The organism is Pseudomonas sp. ASL9, assembly GCF_056680335.1.
This window is the reverse complement of sequence record NZ_CM155277.1, coordinates 1,871,573-1,887,500: the sequence shown is the minus strand read 5'-3', so window position 1 is coordinate 1,887,500 and position 15,928 is coordinate 1,871,573. Positions and strand designations below refer to the sequence as shown.

At 56.6% G+C, this 15,928-nt stretch carries 11 protein-coding genes and 2 rRNA genes (1 of these 13 only partly in view); 8 read left to right on the top strand and 5 right to left on the bottom strand.

The window, feature by feature from the left end:
- From AC1ME2_RS08885 to AC1ME2_RS08865, 5 genes are all read left to right on the top strand, one after another.
- A 23S ribosomal RNA gene (locus AC1ME2_RS08885) occupies window positions 1-2,392 on the top strand; it begins 499 nt to the left of the window's first position.
- A gap of 147 nt (window positions 2,393-2,539) precedes the next feature.
- Window positions 2,540-2,655, top strand: a 5S ribosomal RNA gene (rrf, locus tag AC1ME2_RS08880).
- 200 nt (window positions 2,656-2,855) lie between these two features.
- Entirely contained in the window at window positions 2,856-3,530 is a 675-nt protein-coding gene (locus tag AC1ME2_RS08875) for a paraquat-inducible protein A (RefSeq protein ID WP_480440509.1), read from the top strand.
- Window positions 3,517-4,140 carry a paraquat-inducible protein A gene (locus AC1ME2_RS08870; protein WP_480440507.1) on the top strand — a complete coding sequence of 208 codons (624 nt, stop codon included), beginning with the start codon at window positions 3,517-3,519 and terminating at the stop codon, window positions 4,138-4,140. The genes AC1ME2_RS08875 and AC1ME2_RS08870 overlap by 14 nt, the downstream gene beginning before the upstream one ends.
- Window positions 4,133-6,433, top strand: a complete 2,301-nt coding sequence (locus AC1ME2_RS08865; protein ID WP_480440505.1) for a PqiB family protein — start codon at window positions 4,133-4,135, stop codon at window positions 6,431-6,433. The genes AC1ME2_RS08870 and AC1ME2_RS08865 overlap by 8 nt, the downstream gene beginning before the upstream one ends.
- Window positions 6,434-6,485: 52 nt before the next feature.
- Here AC1ME2_RS08865 and mksF read toward each other — a convergent pair whose 3' ends face one another.
- The 3 genes from mksF to mksB are packed head-to-tail and all read right to left on the bottom strand — an operon-like array spanning window position 6,486 to window position 11,300.
- Window positions 6,486-9,320 (bottom strand): Mks condensin complex protein MksF, encoded by a 2,835-nt coding sequence (gene mksF / locus AC1ME2_RS08860; RefSeq protein ID WP_480440504.1) that lies wholly within the window; start codon window positions 9,318-9,320, stop codon window positions 6,486-6,488.
- Window positions 9,317-10,033: an Mks condensin complex protein MksE gene (mksE, locus tag AC1ME2_RS08855; RefSeq protein WP_480440503.1), complete on the bottom strand. Its 717-nt coding sequence runs from the start codon at window positions 10,031-10,033 to the stop codon at window positions 9,317-9,319. Before mksE ends, mksF begins: the two co-directional genes overlap by 4 nt.
- Window positions 10,023-11,300 (bottom strand): Mks condensin complex protein MksB, encoded by a 1,278-nt coding sequence (gene mksB / locus AC1ME2_RS08850; RefSeq protein ID WP_480440501.1) that lies wholly within the window; start codon window positions 11,298-11,300, stop codon window positions 10,023-10,025. The genes mksE and mksB overlap by 11 nt, the downstream gene beginning before the upstream one ends.
- A 144-nt stretch (window positions 11,301-11,444) precedes the next feature.
- Here mksB and AC1ME2_RS08845 point away from each other — a divergent pair, with 144 nt between their 5' ends.
- Window positions 11,445-12,239, top strand: a complete 795-nt coding sequence (locus AC1ME2_RS08845; protein ID WP_480440500.1) for an energy transducer TonB — start codon at window positions 11,445-11,447, stop codon at window positions 12,237-12,239.
- A 22-nt stretch (window positions 12,240-12,261) separates the two neighbouring features.
- Entirely contained in the window at window positions 12,262-12,714 is a 453-nt protein-coding gene (gene rimI, locus AC1ME2_RS08840) for a ribosomal protein S18-alanine N-acetyltransferase (protein ID WP_480440498.1), read from the top strand.
- Window positions 12,715-12,717: 3 nt separating this feature from the next.
- Here rimI and AC1ME2_RS08835 read toward each other — a convergent pair whose 3' ends face one another.
- Complete coding sequence (locus AC1ME2_RS08835) at window positions 12,718-13,125, bottom strand: serine kinase/phosphatase (RefSeq protein WP_480440496.1); 408 nt, start codon at window positions 13,123-13,125, stop codon at window positions 12,718-12,720.
- A 150-nt stretch (window positions 13,126-13,275) separates the two neighbouring features.
- Between AC1ME2_RS08835 and can the strand changes: the two genes are divergently transcribed.
- Window positions 13,276-13,917, top strand: a complete 642-nt coding sequence (can, locus tag AC1ME2_RS08830) for a carbonate dehydratase (RefSeq protein WP_480440494.1) — start codon at window positions 13,276-13,278, stop codon at window positions 13,915-13,917.
- Window positions 13,918-14,554: 637 nt separating this feature from the next.
- Here can and AC1ME2_RS08825 read toward each other — a convergent pair.
- The gene (locus tag AC1ME2_RS08825) at window positions 14,555-15,724 is read right to left on the bottom strand and encodes a hypothetical protein (protein WP_480440493.1); all 1,170 of its coding nucleotides are present in this window, start codon (window positions 15,722-15,724) and stop codon (window positions 14,555-14,557) included.
- Window positions 15,725-15,928: the final 204 nt, after the last annotated feature.

Below are 15,928 nucleotides of genomic sequence, written 5' to 3'. Positions count from 1 at the left end.
CCTGAAACCGTATGCGTACAAGCAGTGGGAGCCCACTTTGTTGGGTGACTGCGTACCTTTTGTATAATGGGTCAGCGACTTATTTTCAGTGGCGAGCTTAACCGAATAGGGGAGGCGTAGCGAAAGCGAGTCTTAATAGGGCGTCTAGTCGCTGGGAATAGACCCGAAACCGGGCGATCTATCCATGGGCAGGTTGAAGGTTGGGTAACACTAACTGGAGGACCGAACCGACTACCGTTGAAAAGTTAGCGGATGACCTGTGGATCGGAGTGAAAGGCTAATCAAGCTCGGAGATAGCTGGTTCTCCTCGAAAGCTATTTAGGTAGCGCCTCATGTATCACTGTAGGGGGTAGAGCACTGTTTCGGCTAGGGGATCATCCCGATTTACCAACCCGATGCAAACTCCGAATACCTACAAGTGCCGAGCATGGGAGACACACGGCGGGTGCTAACGTCCGTCGTGAAAAGGGAAACAACCCAGACCGTCAGCTAAGGTCCCAAAGTTATGGTTAAGTGGGAAACGATGTGGGAAGGCTTAGACAGCTAGGAGGTTGGCTTAGAAGCAGCCACCCTTTAAAGAAAGCGTAATAGCTCACTAGTCGAGTCGGCCTGCGCGGAAGATGTAACGGGGCTCAAACCATACACCGAAGCTACGGGTATCACTTAGGTGATGCGGTAGAGGAGCGTTCTGTAAGCCTGTGAAGGTGAGTTGAGAAGCTTGCTGGAGGTATCAGAAGTGCGAATGCTGACATGAGTAACGATAATGGGTGTGAAAAACACCCACGCCGAAAGACCAAGGTTTCCTGCGCAACGTTAATCGACGCAGGGTTAGTCGGTCCCTAAGGCGAGGCTGAAAAGCGTAGTCGATGGAAAACAGGTTAATATTCCTGTACTTCTGGTTATTGCGATGGAGGGACGGAGAAGGCTAGGCCAGCTTGGCGTTGGTTGTCCAAGTTTAAGGTGGTAGGCTGGAATCTTAGGTAAATCCGGGATTCTAAGGCCGAGAGCTGATGACGAGTGTGCTTAGGCACACGAAGTGGTTGATGCCATGCTTCCAAGAAAAGCTTCTAAGCTTCAGGTAACCAGGAACCGTACCCCAAACCGACACAGGTGGTTGGGTAGAGAATACCAAGGCGCTTGAGAGAACTCGGGTGAAGGAACTAGGCAAAATGGCACCGTAACTTCGGGAGAAGGTGCGCCGGTGAGGGTGAAGCATTTACTGCGTAAGCCCATGCCGGTCGAAGATACCAGGCCGCTGCGACTGTTTATTAAAAACACAGCACTCTGCAAACACGAAAGTGGACGTATAGGGTGTGACGCCTGCCCGGTGCCGGAAGGTTAATTGATGGGGTTAGCTAACGCGAAGCTCTTGATCGAAGCCCCGGTAAACGGCGGCCGTAACTATAACGGTCCTAAGGTAGCGAAATTCCTTGTCGGGTAAGTTCCGACCTGCACGAATGGCGTAACGATGGCGGCGCTGTCTCCACCCGAGACTCAGTGAAATTGAAATCGCTGTGAAGATGCAGTGTATCCGCGGCTAGACGGAAAGACCCCGTGAACCTTTACTATAGCTTTGCACTGGACTTTGAATTTGCTTGTGTAGGATAGGTGGGAGGCTTTGAAGCGTGGACGCCAGTTCGCGTGGAGCCAACCTTGAAATACCACCCTGGCAACTTTGAGGTTCTAACTCAGGTCCGTTATCCGGATCGAGGACAGTGTATGGTGGGTAGTTTGACTGGGGCGGTCTCCTCCTAAAGAGTAACGGAGGAGTACGAAGGTGCGCTCAGACCGGTCGGAAATCGGTCGTAGAGTATAAAGGCAAAAGCGCGCTTGACTGCGAGACAGACACGTCGAGCAGGTACGAAAGTAGGTCTTAGTGATCCGGTGGTTCTGTATGGAAGGGCCATCGCTCAACGGATAAAAGGTACTCCGGGGATAACAGGCTGATACCGCCCAAGAGTTCATATCGACGGCGGTGTTTGGCACCTCGATGTCGGCTCATCACATCCTGGGGCTGAAGCCGGTCCCAAGGGTATGGCTGTTCGCCATTTAAAGTGGTACGCGAGCTGGGTTTAGAACGTCGTGAGACAGTTCGGTCCCTATCTGCCGTGGACGTTTGAGATTTGAGAGGGGCTGCTCCTAGTACGAGAGGACCGGAGTGGACGAACCTCTGGTGTTCCGGTTGTCACGCCAGTGGCATTGCCGGGTAGCTACGTTCGGAATAGATAACCGCTGAAAGCATCTAAGCGGGAAACTAGCCTCAAGATGAGATCTCACTGGGACCTTGAGTCCCCTGAAGGGCCGTCGAAGACTACGACGTTGATAGGTTGGGTGTGTAAGCGCTGTGAGGCGTTGAGCTAACCAATACTAATTGCCCGTGAGGCTTGACCATATAACACCCAAGCAATCTGCTGAGAGAAAAGCAGATTGATGTGTGTGAAGACGATACAGTCGAAAGTTTGCAGCCAACACACAAATCTATCACATCCCCATTAGTTGGCCCGTTGCGCGCAAGCACCACGAGCCGGCAGCCGAATTTCTTGACGACCATAGAGCATTGGTACCACCTGATCCCATCCCGAACTCAGCAGTGAAACGATGCATCGCCGATGGTAGTGTGGGGTTTCCCCATGTGAGAGTAGGTCATCGTCAAGATTAAATTCCAGAACCCCTGTTTGCTTACGCAGACAGGGGTTTTGTTTGTGCACGAGAAAAAGTGATTCTGCCTCTCGATCCGCTCTATTTCGCTTGCACCGGGAACCAGTCGTCATGACCGGTGCCAAATTGGCGCAGTTATTTTTTAGGTAGACCACTAGAATAGGTGGCTATCTTTTAGCCTTTGAGGCTCCAGTTCTATGCCCGATCAAGCCGATTCCAGCGGCCTGCCCCAGGCGCAGCTAGATGAATTGCCGCTCGATGATTTAGTGGCTTGTCATGAGTGCGATCTGCTCATGCGCAAGCCCGTTTTGTCTCGCGGCGAAAAAGCTCAGTGCGTGCGCTGTGGCTACGAACTCTATGCCCAAAGGCACAATGTCGTTCAGCGCAGCCTGGCATTGGTGATCGCGGCATTATTGCTTTATGTCCCGGCGAACTTTTTGCCCATAATGCACCTCAATCTCCTGGGCCAAACGTCGAAAGACACCGTTTGGACGGGCGTTCTGGGATTATTCGACACCGGCATGCAAGGCGTCGCAGCGGTGGTGTTTCTGTGCAGCATGGGCATCCCGCTGCTCAAGTTGCTGTGTCAGTTGATTGTGTTGTTGAGCATTCGTTTGAATATTGGCCGGAGCTTTGGCTTGCTGCTCTACCGTGTTTATCATCACCTTCGTGATTGGGGCATGCTTGAGGTGTACCTCATGGGCGTGCTGGTCGCGCTGGTCAAGCTTTCGGATCTGGCTGAACTTAGCCTAGGTGTGGGGCTGGTGTGTTTTGTCGGCTTGCTGTTGATTCAGGTCTGGCTTGAAGTGGCCATGTCGCCCCACCAGATTTGGCAGGCGTTATCAGGGGAAGATGCACATGCGGGCGATTGATGCAGGAATTCTGATTTGCGCTGAATGCCATGAACTCAACAAAGTTGAGCCCGACAACAACCACCAGATTTGTACTCGCTGTGGAGCACACGTCCATCCCCGTCGCCCTGACAGCATGAAACGCACCTGGGCATTGCTGCTGACAGCCGCCATTTTGTATATCCCTGCCAATATATTGCCGATCATGACGGTCAGCACATTGGGGCAAGGTGATCCCTCAACCATCATGTCAGGCGTCATTCAACTGATGCAGCATGGGATGTACCCCATTGCCGCCGTGGTGTTCGTGGCCAGTATCCTGGTGCCCACGTTCAAGTTGATTGGCCTGGGGCTGCTGCTGTTCTCGGTACAGCGTCGTCAGCCCTTGTCGGCGCAACAACGCATCATTATGTACCGCTTTATTGAGTTCATTGGTCGCTGGTCGATGTTGGACATATTCGTGATCGCCATTCTTGTGGCTTTAGTGAATTTTGGCCGAATCGCCAGTGTTGAAGCCAATCTTGGCGCGGTGGCTTTTGCCAGTGTGGTGATTTTGACGATGCTCGCTGCAGTAACTTTTGATCCCCGACTTATTTGGGACAACACGGAGTCGGACGACGACCATGAGTGATTTGCCTACCGCTAAAACCCGCCCTGCGTCTAATTGGTCCGCGATCTGGATACTGCCCTTGATTGCGTTAATCATTGGCGGATGGCTTGGCTGGCGGGCCTACAGTCAGGCGGGTATCGAAATCCAGGTACGTTTTGAAAGCGGCGAAGGTATTCAGGCCAACAAGACTGAAGTGGTCTACAAAGGCATGCCGATCGGCAAGGTCAAAGCCTTGACCCTGGATGATGAAGGTAAAACCAGGGGGGTTATTGCAACCATTGAAATGAACAAGGAGGTCGAGCCGTCCCTGCGCGCCAACAGCCGGTTCTGGCTGGTCAAGCCCAGCGTGACGCTGGCCGGGATCACGGGTTTGGAAACCCTGGTGTCGGGTAACTACATTGCCGCAAGCCCCGGCGATGGTGAGCCGACCCGCAAGTTCAAGGCGCTGGCCGAGGCGCCGCCGCTGTCGGATAGCTTGCCTGGTCTGCACTTGACCCTCAAGGCCGACCGCCTGGGTTCGCTGAATCGGGGCAGTCCGGTGTTCTACAAACAGATTCAGGTCGGGCAGGTAAAAAGCTATGTTCTGTCGGAAGATCAGAGCACGGTAGAGATTAAAGTCTACATTGAGCCGACCTACGCCAATCTGGTGCGTAAACACACGCGTTTCTGGAATGCCAGCGGCATTAGCATCGACGCCAATCTGTCAGGGGTGAAGGTGCGCAGCGAATCGCTGGCCAGCATCGTTGCCGGCGGTATTGCCTTCGCCACGCCGGAGCATCGCAAAGACAGTCCGCCCACCGACCCAAGCCTGCCTTTTCGTTTGTACGAGGACTTCGATGCTGCTCAAGCCGGGATTCGGGTCAAACTCAAAATGAGTGACTTCGAAGGTTTGCAGGCTGGTCGGACGCCCGTGATGTACAAGGGCATTCAGGTCGGCAATATGAAGACGCTTAAGGTTGATCCCGATCTTTCCAGCGCCACGGCCGAATTGGCCTTGGACCCTTTGGCTGAAGACTACCTGGTGGAGGGCACTCAGTTCTGGGTGGTCAAACCGTCGATTTCGCTAGCGGGCATTACGGGACTGGAAGCATTGGTCAAAGGTAACTACATCGCCGTTCGCCCCGGTGATAGAGGCTCGGCGCCAAGGCGTGATTTTGTGGCCAGAGCCAAGGCGCCGCCACTGGATCTGCGTTCACCAGGCCTGCATCTGGTGCTGTTCAGCGACTCCCTTGGTTCGCTGGATGTCGGCAGTCCTGTCCTTTACAAGCAGGTAAAGGTCGGCTCAATCCAGAGCTATCAATTCTCCCGCGACCAGAAGCAGGTTGTGCTCGGCGTGCATATCGAGAAGGAATACGAAAACCTGGTCAATGGCTCGACGCGCTTCTGGAATGTTAGCGGCATCACCCTGACGGGCGGCTTATCGGGTATCGAGGTCAAAAGCGAGTCGCTGCAAAGTCTAATGGCGGGTGGTATCTCCTTTGAAACACCACTGGCCAAAGCTCCGCTGAAAAAACATATCCCCCGCTTCCGCTTGTTTGCCAGCCGTGATCTGGCCGCACAGCGAGGGACCGAAATTACGATCAGAGTCGACCGCGCAGACGGCCTACGCCCCGGTACGGCAATCCGTTTCAAAGGTCTGGATGTCGGCAAGATCGAAGACGTCGATCTGACCAGCGATTTACAGGCGGTGATGCTGACCGCGCGTATCACTGAAGTCCCCGACAAAATTGCCCGTGCGGGCACCGAGTTTTGGGTAGTGAAGCCTGAGGTGGGACTGATCAAGACCTCGAACCTTGAGACCTTGGTGACCGGCCAATACCTGGAAGTACTGCCTGCCAGCAAAAGCACGGGGCCGCAGAAAAGCTTTGTTGCGTTGAAAGAACCGCCGAATGCCGCTGCGCGTGACGAGGGTTTAAGTCTGATCCTGAGCGCGCCACGTCGTGGTTCGCTCAAGCCGGGTGTGCCAGTGACTTACCGAGAAGTAACGGTGGGTAAAGTGATGAGCTACGAGCTGGGCCAGACGGCGGATCGCGTATTGATCCATATCCTGATCGAGCCGCGTTATGCGTCGTTGGTTCGGGGTGGCAGCCGTTTCTGGAACAGCAGTGGCTTCGGGGTCAACTTCGGCTTGTTCAGCGGTGCGTCCATCCGTACGGAGTCGCTGGAGACGCTGATTGATGGCGGTATCGCGTTCGCCACGCCAGAGGGGGAGCGTATGGGGGCTCAGGTACGACCTGAGCAAACTTTCCCATTGTTCGACAAGGCCGAGGATGAATGGCTGCAGTGGGCTCCAAAAATTTCTCTCGGGAAATAGAGCAGCCAATGCGGTGTGTCGGGCACACCGCATTGGCTTATTCAGCGGCCCATCAGGCCGGCTCGGCCTCTGCTTCAGGATCAGCTGTCACCGCTTTCACCTCGTCGTGGCGGCGGATGTATTTCCAGTCGGCCTCGTCGATGTAAATGCCGTTAGGCCCGCTACCGCCTTCCAGGTCGATCGCAACGTGCGCCGAGACCTGTGGTTTTACACTGGCCAGGATCGGTACAAAACCTAGCTGTAAACTGGTCTCCAGCAAGGCGGCCTGGTTTTTTTCGTCAATGTCGGCCGCTTCGTCGAGGTAGTAAGGCAGACGAATACGCCCGGCTTGATCGCGATCCATCAAGTGCAGCAACAAATACATGTTGGTCAGCGCTTTGATGGTCATGGTCGTACCGTTGGACGCCGCGCCATCGATGTCGGTATGGATCACCGGTGGGCCGTTGACCTTAGTGATCTCGAAGGCCAGTTCGAACAAATCCTTCAGGCCGAGTTGGTTATGGTTTGCCGCTACCAACCGCGCCAGATACTCCTTAGCTTCTTCGTTCTTGTTGTCTTGATCCGCACTCTGGCTCAGGTCGAACACCGACAGCGTCTCGCCTTCTTCGTACTGACCGGCGCTGTGGATAATCTGGTCTATATGTTTGAGCGCTTCTTTGTTCGGCGCCAGAACGATGCGGAAGCTCGCCAGGTTGGACACTTGTCGTTTGTTGATCTCGCGGTTGAACAGCGCCAGTTGATGCTCAAGGCTGTCGTAGTCGCTACGGATATTACGCAGGGTCCTGGCGATATCGGTCACTGCCGCACGCCGTGCTTTACCCAGGGTCAGTGCCTCGTCCTGGCGATGCGCGTAAGCGTTGATCAGCAAGTGAAGGCGACGCTCGACGTCCTCTTCACTGTCGAACTTGGCCACACCCTTGAGGCGCACTTGCGCGTAAAGCGCTTCAATCTGGCCATCACTGCGCTGCAAGCCTTGCCAGCTGTCTTGATAGTCATTGAGCAGTGGCAGCAAGTTATCCAGTGAATCATCCACCGGCTCCATGAACGGTTTACCGAACGGCATATCTGCAGGCAGCAGGTGGCGACGACGCAGTGCGTCATCCAGCGTGCGTTGCTTGGCCTCCATGTCGCCAATCTGCCGACCGACCAATTGCAGCTTGGCGGAGAGCTGTTGAACGCGTTCGGTGAAGGCGTCGCTGGAGCGTTTGAGCTCGTCCTGCGCGGCTTCCATCTGTGCCAGTTGTTCGAGTTTTTCAGGTTCTTCCACGCTCAGGGTCTGGCTGCGACGGAAATCTTCCAGTGCTTTTTGCGCGTCCAATACCTGCTGGTACAACGCCTCGGTCTGCGTTTTGCTCGCGGCCCGGTCCGAGGTGACGGCCTGTTGGACTTTCAGCTGCTTGAGTTCTTTTTCCAGGCGTTCTTTCTGATCACGAAGCGCCGCACGGTCAGCCAGGGCTTGCAGCGCCGGTGGTTCAATATGCGAAAGATTGATCGTCAGGCCCGGGACTTCGAAGCGCTCGCCTTTGAAGCTGTCGAGGATCAGTTCCAGCGATTTGACCCACGCGTCGCCGTCATCCAGCGCAATGCCTTGCTCACCGAGTGGCAAACTGAACAACGCACTGTTGAACAAACGCATCAAACGCTCGACATCCGGTTGCGAGAATTCTTCGCGCAAGCGGGCATAGCTGTTGTTGTCGGCGTGATCGAGTTGTTGTTTGACCGACTTCAGGCGTTTTTCCAGATCGTGCAGGCGTTCATCCAGGTCTTCGGTGCTGAACTGCCGGGACTGGGCCAGCGCACCGGCGAGTTCATCGTGAGCATCCTTAGCGGCGAACAGTTGCTGCTCCAGCACCTTGACGTCATCAACCAGCGCAAAGCGATTCTTGAGTACCGACAGCTCGCCGAGCCAGCGCTGAAGGCCACTGATCTCGCGTTCCAGGCGCATCAGCTCCTGCGTCCCGCCACGCTGATCGTTTTGCAGCGAATCCTGCGCGTTTCGGTAATGCTCGGCCTGGATCACCAGCTCTTCTTTGCGCGCGCCGGAATAGTCCTGCCACGTGCCCAGCAGCGAATCGAGTAACGGCGACAGGCGATGCAGTTTGCCGCGCAGCACTTCCCGCTGTTTGACGCCCGCAGCAAGTGCTTCGACCAGCGAGCCCGCGAGAACCAGTGCGTTGTAGTCCTGTTCCATGCGGCGTACGTCGCGGAAGGCTTCTTCACAAGCGGCGATGTAATCGACACTGCCAGACCGCAGGCTGTGTTCGAAGGCATCGAGGAATAACTGCTTGAGTTTCGCCGCCGTGATTTCACGCATATGCAGCAAGTTGATGAACAAGGCGCGGAAGGTTTTCAGGCTCTGTTCGCTGGTCGAGCGTAGCGGGATCAGGGTCAGGTCCAGCGGGATAGAGGTGTGACCGCCGACCAACAAGCGACGCAGTTCATCAGGCTTCAGTTCGTAGGCTTTCAGGCCCTGGCTTTCCAGGTTGCTGAACAGCTCTTTCTGCCGCAAGCAGGTGTCGTTCTTCTGGTAGTGGCCCAGATCCAGTTTGCCAGCGTAAGCAAAAAACTGGTGGCCGAAACCACCACCCGGTCCGCGCCCGACCACACCAATAACATGCGGACCGTGGGGCAGCGAGACTTCCACCAGGATGTAACTGGTGTCGGAAGCAAAATAGAAGCGACGCGATTGTTCCAGGCTGTACTTGCCGAAACTCATGTCCGACATGCGCGCCAGAATAGGGAATTGCAAGGCGTTGATCGAGGCGCTTTTGCCCAGATTGTTCGCGCCGTACACCGACAATGGGTGCTCCAGCGGGAACAGGCCGAGGCTGTAGCCAGCCGTGTTCAGCAGGGCAAAGCGGCGGATGCCATAACGTTCCTGGCTCATGCGTCCATCTCCTGTTGCTCGGCGGCAATGGCTCGGGTTAGCGCCTGCGCTTCGGTTTCTTCAGGTTCGTCGAACTCGGCGAGATCCAGCGGGTCATCGGTTTCCAGGAGTTTTTCGTCGTTGTCGCCATCGTCGTCAATCAGGGTTGGCGCTGGCAATGGTGAAACGCTGTGCAGGCTGGCCGCCAGGTCGCGATCCTGTTGCACTGAAAGGCAGACATCGAGGAAACGGTGCATCGGTGGCAGAAAGCGGTAGACGCCGTTTTCTTCGCTGGCGAAACCAAGCTGGGTCATGCGGCGCATGATCTTCTCTTCCAGCTCTTCGTGGGTTTGCACTTCGGCCTGCACAAACAGGTCGCGGTATTTTTCCAGCAACGAAGGCAGCTCGTCACGGCCCAGGCTACCGCCATCGAGCACGGCGACCGGGTCGCGGCCCTGATCGGCCAAGTGCTCAACGATGATGAAGGTGAACAGCGCCAGGCGTTGCGCCGTCTTATTCACCTGTGCGGCGGCCAGTTCCGGGACAAAGTAATAGAAGCCGCGGGTGTCGCAGACCAGTTCAAAGCCCAGGGCCTTGAACAGCGTGCGGTACTGGTCCTGGCAATTGGACAGCTGCGCATACAGTTCCGGGTCGCGGCGACTGATGTGGTAACCCTTGAACAGCTCGCGAAAGATTGGCGCCAGTTGGGACAGTTCGGATAGATCAAGATGCATGAGGGGGGCTCGCTGAATTCTCTAGATGCTCGTCTCGGCTAGAGAGCAGGGCGAAGGAGCGCAGGCTGACCTGATGCTCCTGGGTGTTGTAATCGCGACGTTCGAGGCGCTCGCGGGCAAAACGCTTGTCCCGCGACAGGCGCGAGAACCAGTACAGCAATTCGTCGGTGGCACCGTCCGGTTCTTGCTCCAGCAGCCAGACCATCAAATCCGGCATTGGCAGGGCGTCTTCGCAGCGCTCCAGCATCTCTTTGACCGTGCGGGGCGCGCGCGGTGGCTCGCCTTTGCGCGTGACGTGGGCTTTAGGGAATTTCGTCGGTTTCGGCTCGAAGCGGGCCAAGGCATACACGTAGGCTTCGACCTGACTGGCGCTGCCCAGGAATGTGCTTTGCGGTCGAGTGAACATCGACATTGCCGCTTGCGGCACGGAATCGAGCCCTTTACGGCGGATGGCGGACAACGCCAGCGCCGCGCCGCGGGTGACTGCGTTGTGCCGGCGGGCTTCCTCACGCAGGGGCAACAGCAGTTCGCGCGCACGACGCAAGGTCAGTTGAGCGCTGGTTTGCATTTCCAGGATGCGCGCATGGGTACGCAGCAACCTGTCGTCATCGACCAGATGACCCAGGCGCTGTTGTTCGGTAAGCAGGTGCAGCAGGACATTTTCGACCTTGCGCACGCCCTGTTCGAACGCGCCGTCGGCGTTGACCAACTGGATCATTGGTTCGATGTATTCGTCCCAGGTCGCCAGCACTTCGGCATAGCGCTGACGCAGTGGGATTTGCCGATCACTGGTCTTGGCCCGGTCCGCCACAGCGACCAGCGCTTGTTCATCGTTGGCCAGTTTTTTCAGAACATCGCGCACGCGCATGTCCAGCAGGCGCAGTTGCCGCGCAAGGTCGTTGGCATCGCGAATGTCGAAAGCGTCTTGGATATAACCTGCCAGACGCTCCAGATGGCGCAGATAGGCCTCGATCTCCAAACACAGGCCCAGACGATGCTCACGCCTGAGGTAGGACAGGAAGTCATGGATCTGCGCGTTCAGTTCAAAACGGTTGGGGCTTTTGGCCACCGGAACCAGAATGTCCAGACGAATCCACACGTCCAGCAGGCTGGTGATGTCTTGTGGGGTGCTGTCTTGTTGCTGAGCGGCCAGTTGCAGGCGCAGGTCGCTCAGGCTCAAGGTGCCCTGGTCGAAGTGTTCGCACAGTGGCTCGAGGAGCGCCCAGTGTTCGGCAAGGGCGCGCAAGACGCGCTTAGGTTCGATCATTGGAAGGCCGGTTGGTTGGCAAATAAAAGCAGCGAGTGTACTGCATCGGCCACTCGACATTTCACCCCCAGGCGATCAACTGCGGCGGGAATCGGCGAAGGGCGGTAGAATCACACTCTTTACTTATCCACAGGTGGCCGACCTTTGCTTAACGAGTCCCGCCGCCGCGCTTATATGACCGCCATGCAGGTGGTCAATTGGCTGCCGCGCACCGAACTGCCCTTTGCAGCGCCTTCTCGCCCGGAACTGCTGGCGCCCTTGCCGTTGCCGGTCGAACAAGCCGTTATTGCGCCTGTGCCCGCCGTCGCTGTTACGCCAGTCGTCGCCCCCGCAGCGCGTCCTGTTGTCGACCGCGCAAAAATCGAGGTGCCCCGTCCGTCGCTTGCCAGCACTCGAAAGGGCGCCGTGGCCAACGTAGAAGACGCTGCGCCTGCGCCAATCAAAGTCGCCGTCGTTCCGCCGCCGCGCTTTGCCTTGCAACTGCTGCGGGCCGGGCGTTGCCTGTTGTTGGTCGAGTTACCCACAGGCCAGGCATTTCAGAGTCGGGATCCGTCCTATTTGTTGCTCAAGGACATGCTGCGTGCCGCCGGTCTGCCCGACAGCCCACAAATCATTGGGGAACCGGTGCGTTGGCCGTTGTTGTTGCGCGGTCAACTCGACCAAGGGCCAGAGGCCGCGCGTGATTTCGTGCAGGGGTTTGTCCTTGCCCGGCTTGAAGATGAGCCTTGCGCGTGTCTGTGGCTGATCGGTTTACCGTCGGTACGATTTGCCGGTGAAGCGAATGCTGACGCCTACAATCGAGAGTTGCAGATCGACGGTCTGGGTTGTGCCTGGGCGCTGCCAGGTCTGGAACTGTTAATGGATGAGCCACAGCGCAAGGCCGATGTCTGGCAAACCATGCGTCGACTGATGACGCGCTGGAAAACGATTGATGACTGATGTTTCAATAAAGAGCCCCTCAATGAGCGACGCCGTAACTTTCCGCCTGATGACCGAAGTGGACCTGGACGCTGTACTGAAAGTCGAATACGCAGCGTACAGCCATCCTTGGACCCGAGGCATTTTTCTTGACGGGCTCAAGTCTTATGAAATCTGGCTGATGTTCGAAGGCGCCCAGCAAGTCGGCCATGGCGTGATCAATGTCATCATTGACGAAGCGCACCTGCTCAATATCACCGTCAAGCCAGAAAGCCAGGGTCGTGGTCTGGGCCTGCGCTTGCTGGAGCAGCTGATGTCGCGGGCCTACGAGCTGAACGGCCGCGAATGTTTCCTCGAGCTGCGCGCGAGTAACCAGGCGGCCTATCGCCTGTATGAGCGCTACGGCTTCAACGAGGTGGGCCGCCGTCGGGATTATTACCCAGCGGTTGGCGGGAGCGAAGACGCACTGGTCATGGCCTGCACCCTGTTGGAATAGTCGTTACTCTGGCTTACCGTCGAGCGGATCGAGGCGGGCCAGTTCGGCTTCATCCAAGCCGTCGCCACCTCCGATGTCATCTTCATCGACGACACTCAAATCCCAATCGGTAGGGTGGTTGTCGCCAACTTCATCAGCCGAACGGGCGCCATCTTCGTCGATCATGGTTTCCTGGTCCAGGTCATCGTCGGTGGAGTGGTGATCCGGGGTTGATGCGCCGGTCATTCCCGCTTCACGCACCCGCTTATCCGGGAACTCATGTTCGCGCTCGTCTTTGGGCTCAAGAGCACCGATGCGGCCAGTGTCGTCGTCTTCATCGAAGTGCAGCTCTTCCATTGAACCCATGCGGTCTTCATTATCATCGATCGGCTCAGGCTGTGGAGCACCGTAAGGGCGTCGTGATTCAGTCATGGTAATTCCTCATGTTTTGGGGCCTTATAAGGTGGACCGACCATCACCATGAAGATTCCTTTTGTTCCTCAGCCAGGTAGTGGCACATAAGCGTGACCCCGACAGCCGGGCGCCAGTCAAAGCTGAGCATCATATTCGAGGCTTCAAAGCATGAACGAACTACAAGATCTGATTGATAACAACGAGCGCTGGGCCGATGCGATCAAGCAGAAAGACCCGGAATTCTTCGCCAAACTGGCCCGCCAGCAAGCGCCTGAATACCTGTGGATCGGTTGCTCGGATGCACGCGTGCCGGCCAACGAGATCGTCGGCATGTTGCCGGGCGACCTGTTCGTACACCGGAACGTCGCCAACGTCGTGCTGCACACGGACCTCAATTGCCTGTCGGTGATTCAGTACGCGGTGGACGTACTCAAGGTCAAACACATCCTGGTTACCGGCCACTATGGCTGCGGCGGCGTGCGTGCGGCGATGCAGGATCGTCAGTTGGGCTTGATCGATGGCTGGCTGCGTTCAATCCGTGATTTGTATTACGAGAACCGCAAACCCTTGGCCCTGTTGCCGACTGAAGAAGAGCGCGTTGATCGGTTGTGCGAGCTGAACGTGATCCAGCAAGTGACCAACGTCGGTCACACCAGCATTGTGCAAAATGCCTGGCATCGGGGGCAGAGCCTGTCGATTCATGGCTGCATCTATGGGATCAAGGATGGCCGCTGGAAAAGCCTGAACGCGACTATCTCTGGTTTCGAGCAACTGCCATCGCAATATCGGCTGCGCCCGCTGGGTGAATGAACGGCAAGGCAACTTGGCTTCCTGTAGGGGCTGCCGAAGGCTGCGATAAGGTCCGAAGGACCTTCCTCGATTGCATGACTGCGACCGGTTCCGTCGGGCGCGGCCCCAGTGGTCGCAGCCTTTGGCAGTGCCTATCAAACTGATTTTTAATCCTTTAAAAACAATGTGTTGGCGCTGGTCTTGATGTGTATATCCGGCATTTGGGTGTGCTGGAATTACGGTTTCGCTCTTACAGCGAGGAACCTTTTCCAAACGCCAAAAAGGTCCCGCCAAAACGCTTGCCCCGCCATACGGATCCTCGCCTAGGCTCGGATTTCCCTCACTCCGGCGTTGCTCCGGGGGTCGCCGCAAGGGGCCATCCATGGCCCCGTGCGGCTAACTCGGCGTCCTGCCTCGTTACCCCCTGCGCAACGCCTGCGCTCGGCCTTCTGGAAAAGGGGCCTTGCCGTAATTCGAGAGCCAACTCACTTAAAAACTAAAGGCAAATCAAGACCCCGGTGGGAGCGAATTTATTCGCGAAGGCATCTTATCTGACACACCACCACCAATCACGACACACAAATCGCAACCCAGTTTGCTGCGCGACAGCGCAGCGTCGAAGACGCGGCGGGGCCTCCTACAGGCGTGCCTCCAGCTTTTACAGATACGGCTGAGCCAGTTCCGAGCCAATCGGTTGTTGTAAGTGTTTAAGCGAACGCGACACCTCGTTGGTGCTGCACTTGGTTTTGGCCTGATCGGGCGTCAGCTCGCGGATTGAGGTATAGAACAGTTCGCAGGTTTGTACGGTGTTTGTCACCTGCCAGTTTTGCGTGCATCGACCCAATGTGGTCTCTGGGTCGGCGTCAGGCGTCTTGCCCATCCCGGCCTGCCAGCATGCCGCACTCAAATCCTGCCCCATGACGTTCAGTCCCGCAGCATCGGCTTTTGCTTCATCACCGCCATAGTTGGCCTTGTCAGCGGCGTACCAGATATAGCTTGGGTGGTTCGCGCCCAGCACCGCGACTTTCTGCCCTTCGCTCGGGCTGATGCTACCCAGACCCAGTACAGGCACATTGACGCCGTATTGCTGTTTGATCCAGTTTCGTACGGGTGCTCCAAACGCCACCATTGGCAGCGAAGCGCCCTTGGCGGTCCGGGTGATCTGTTTGACCATCGTCGTCTGGTAGTCGGTGAAGTAGCTATAGACTCCTTCCAGCTCCTTGCCGGCCGAGGCGGGTGCAGCAATCGGCGCGATGTCGATGATGGTTTGATACCCCGGCGTCTGTTCAGCGGGGATGCCATTGACGGTCAATAGCGTGGCCCATCGATCAGTGGTGGCTGAGCGCAGATAATCCTGCGCCTGGGTCAGTGAGTAGTCCGGCGGGAAATGCAGCAGCTCGACACTTTTGCGATTCTCCAGAGCCATGCCCAGTGGGAGGAACAAATACCAGCTGTATTGCCATTTGGCATCGGCGTTGAGTTTACTCGCGCCGTTGTACGCCAGATCCCCTGCGTCGAGCAGTGCGTTGAGCGGTTTGCCGTAGCCATCAGGCACGCCACTGATCATCGCGTAAAGGTCGTTGCCCTCGGTCTGCACGCGCACCTTGGCCGTGCTGTAGCCGTCACGCTGCACGCTCTGGGTCAAGTAGTGTGCGACGGTTTGCTCAAGCGTCCAATTACGGAAGCAGATGACATTGCAGTTGTTGGGATAAGCAAAAAGTTGTGTCACGCGTGCCTGACTGCCCAGTTTGACCTGGACATCAGCCTGCGCGGCAGCGCTGAGCGTGAGTGCGACGAGTGTGGAGAAGAAGACCGCGAGTTTTGACATTGCCTTTCCTTGTCTGCGTTATTAGCCCGATGGGCGGTTGTTGGCGCAGATACTCAATCAGGAGTTTGAGTGTTTGGAAAGAACAAATAAGGCTTTTTGATATCGCGGTCAACATCCGCTGATTAGCGTGTCAGACGGTTAGGAGGTGATAGTCGAGATACAAGGAGCTGACTTGTAACTACGCGTCCCGCTGCGAAGGCCATG

Excerpts from the sequence above, each read along its gene's own strand:
- AC1ME2_RS08875 (WP_480440509.1), top strand. The coding sequence starts at position 2,856 with ATGCCCGATCAAGCCGATTCCAGCGGCCTGCCCCAGGCGCAGCTAGAT.
- AC1ME2_RS08870 (WP_480440507.1), top strand. The coding sequence starts at position 3,517 with ATGCGGGCGATTGATGCAGGAATTCTGATTTGCGCTGAATGCCATGAA.
- AC1ME2_RS08865 (WP_480440505.1), top strand. The coding sequence starts at position 4,133 with ATGAGTGATTTGCCTACCGCTAAAACCCGCCCTGCGTCTAATTGGTCC.
- mksF (WP_480440504.1), bottom strand. The coding sequence starts at position 9,320 with ATGAGCCAGGAACGTTATGGCATCCGCCGCTTTGCCCTGCTGAACACG.
- mksE (WP_480440503.1), bottom strand. The coding sequence starts at position 10,033 with ATGCATCTTGATCTATCCGAACTGTCCCAACTGGCGCCAATCTTTCGC.
- mksB (WP_480440501.1), bottom strand. The coding sequence starts at position 11,300 with ATGATCGAACCTAAGCGCGTCTTGCGCGCCCTTGCCGAACACTGGGCG.
- rimI (WP_480440498.1), top strand. The coding sequence starts at position 12,262 with ATGAGCGACGCCGTAACTTTCCGCCTGATGACCGAAGTGGACCTGGAC.
- AC1ME2_RS08835 (WP_480440496.1), bottom strand. The coding sequence starts at position 13,125 with ATGACTGAATCACGACGCCCTTACGGTGCTCCACAGCCTGAGCCGATC.
- can (WP_480440494.1), top strand. The coding sequence starts at position 13,276 with ATGAACGAACTACAAGATCTGATTGATAACAACGAGCGCTGGGCCGAT.
- AC1ME2_RS08825 (WP_480440493.1), bottom strand. The coding sequence starts at position 15,724 with ATGTCAAAACTCGCGGTCTTCTTCTCCACACTCGTCGCACTCACGCTC.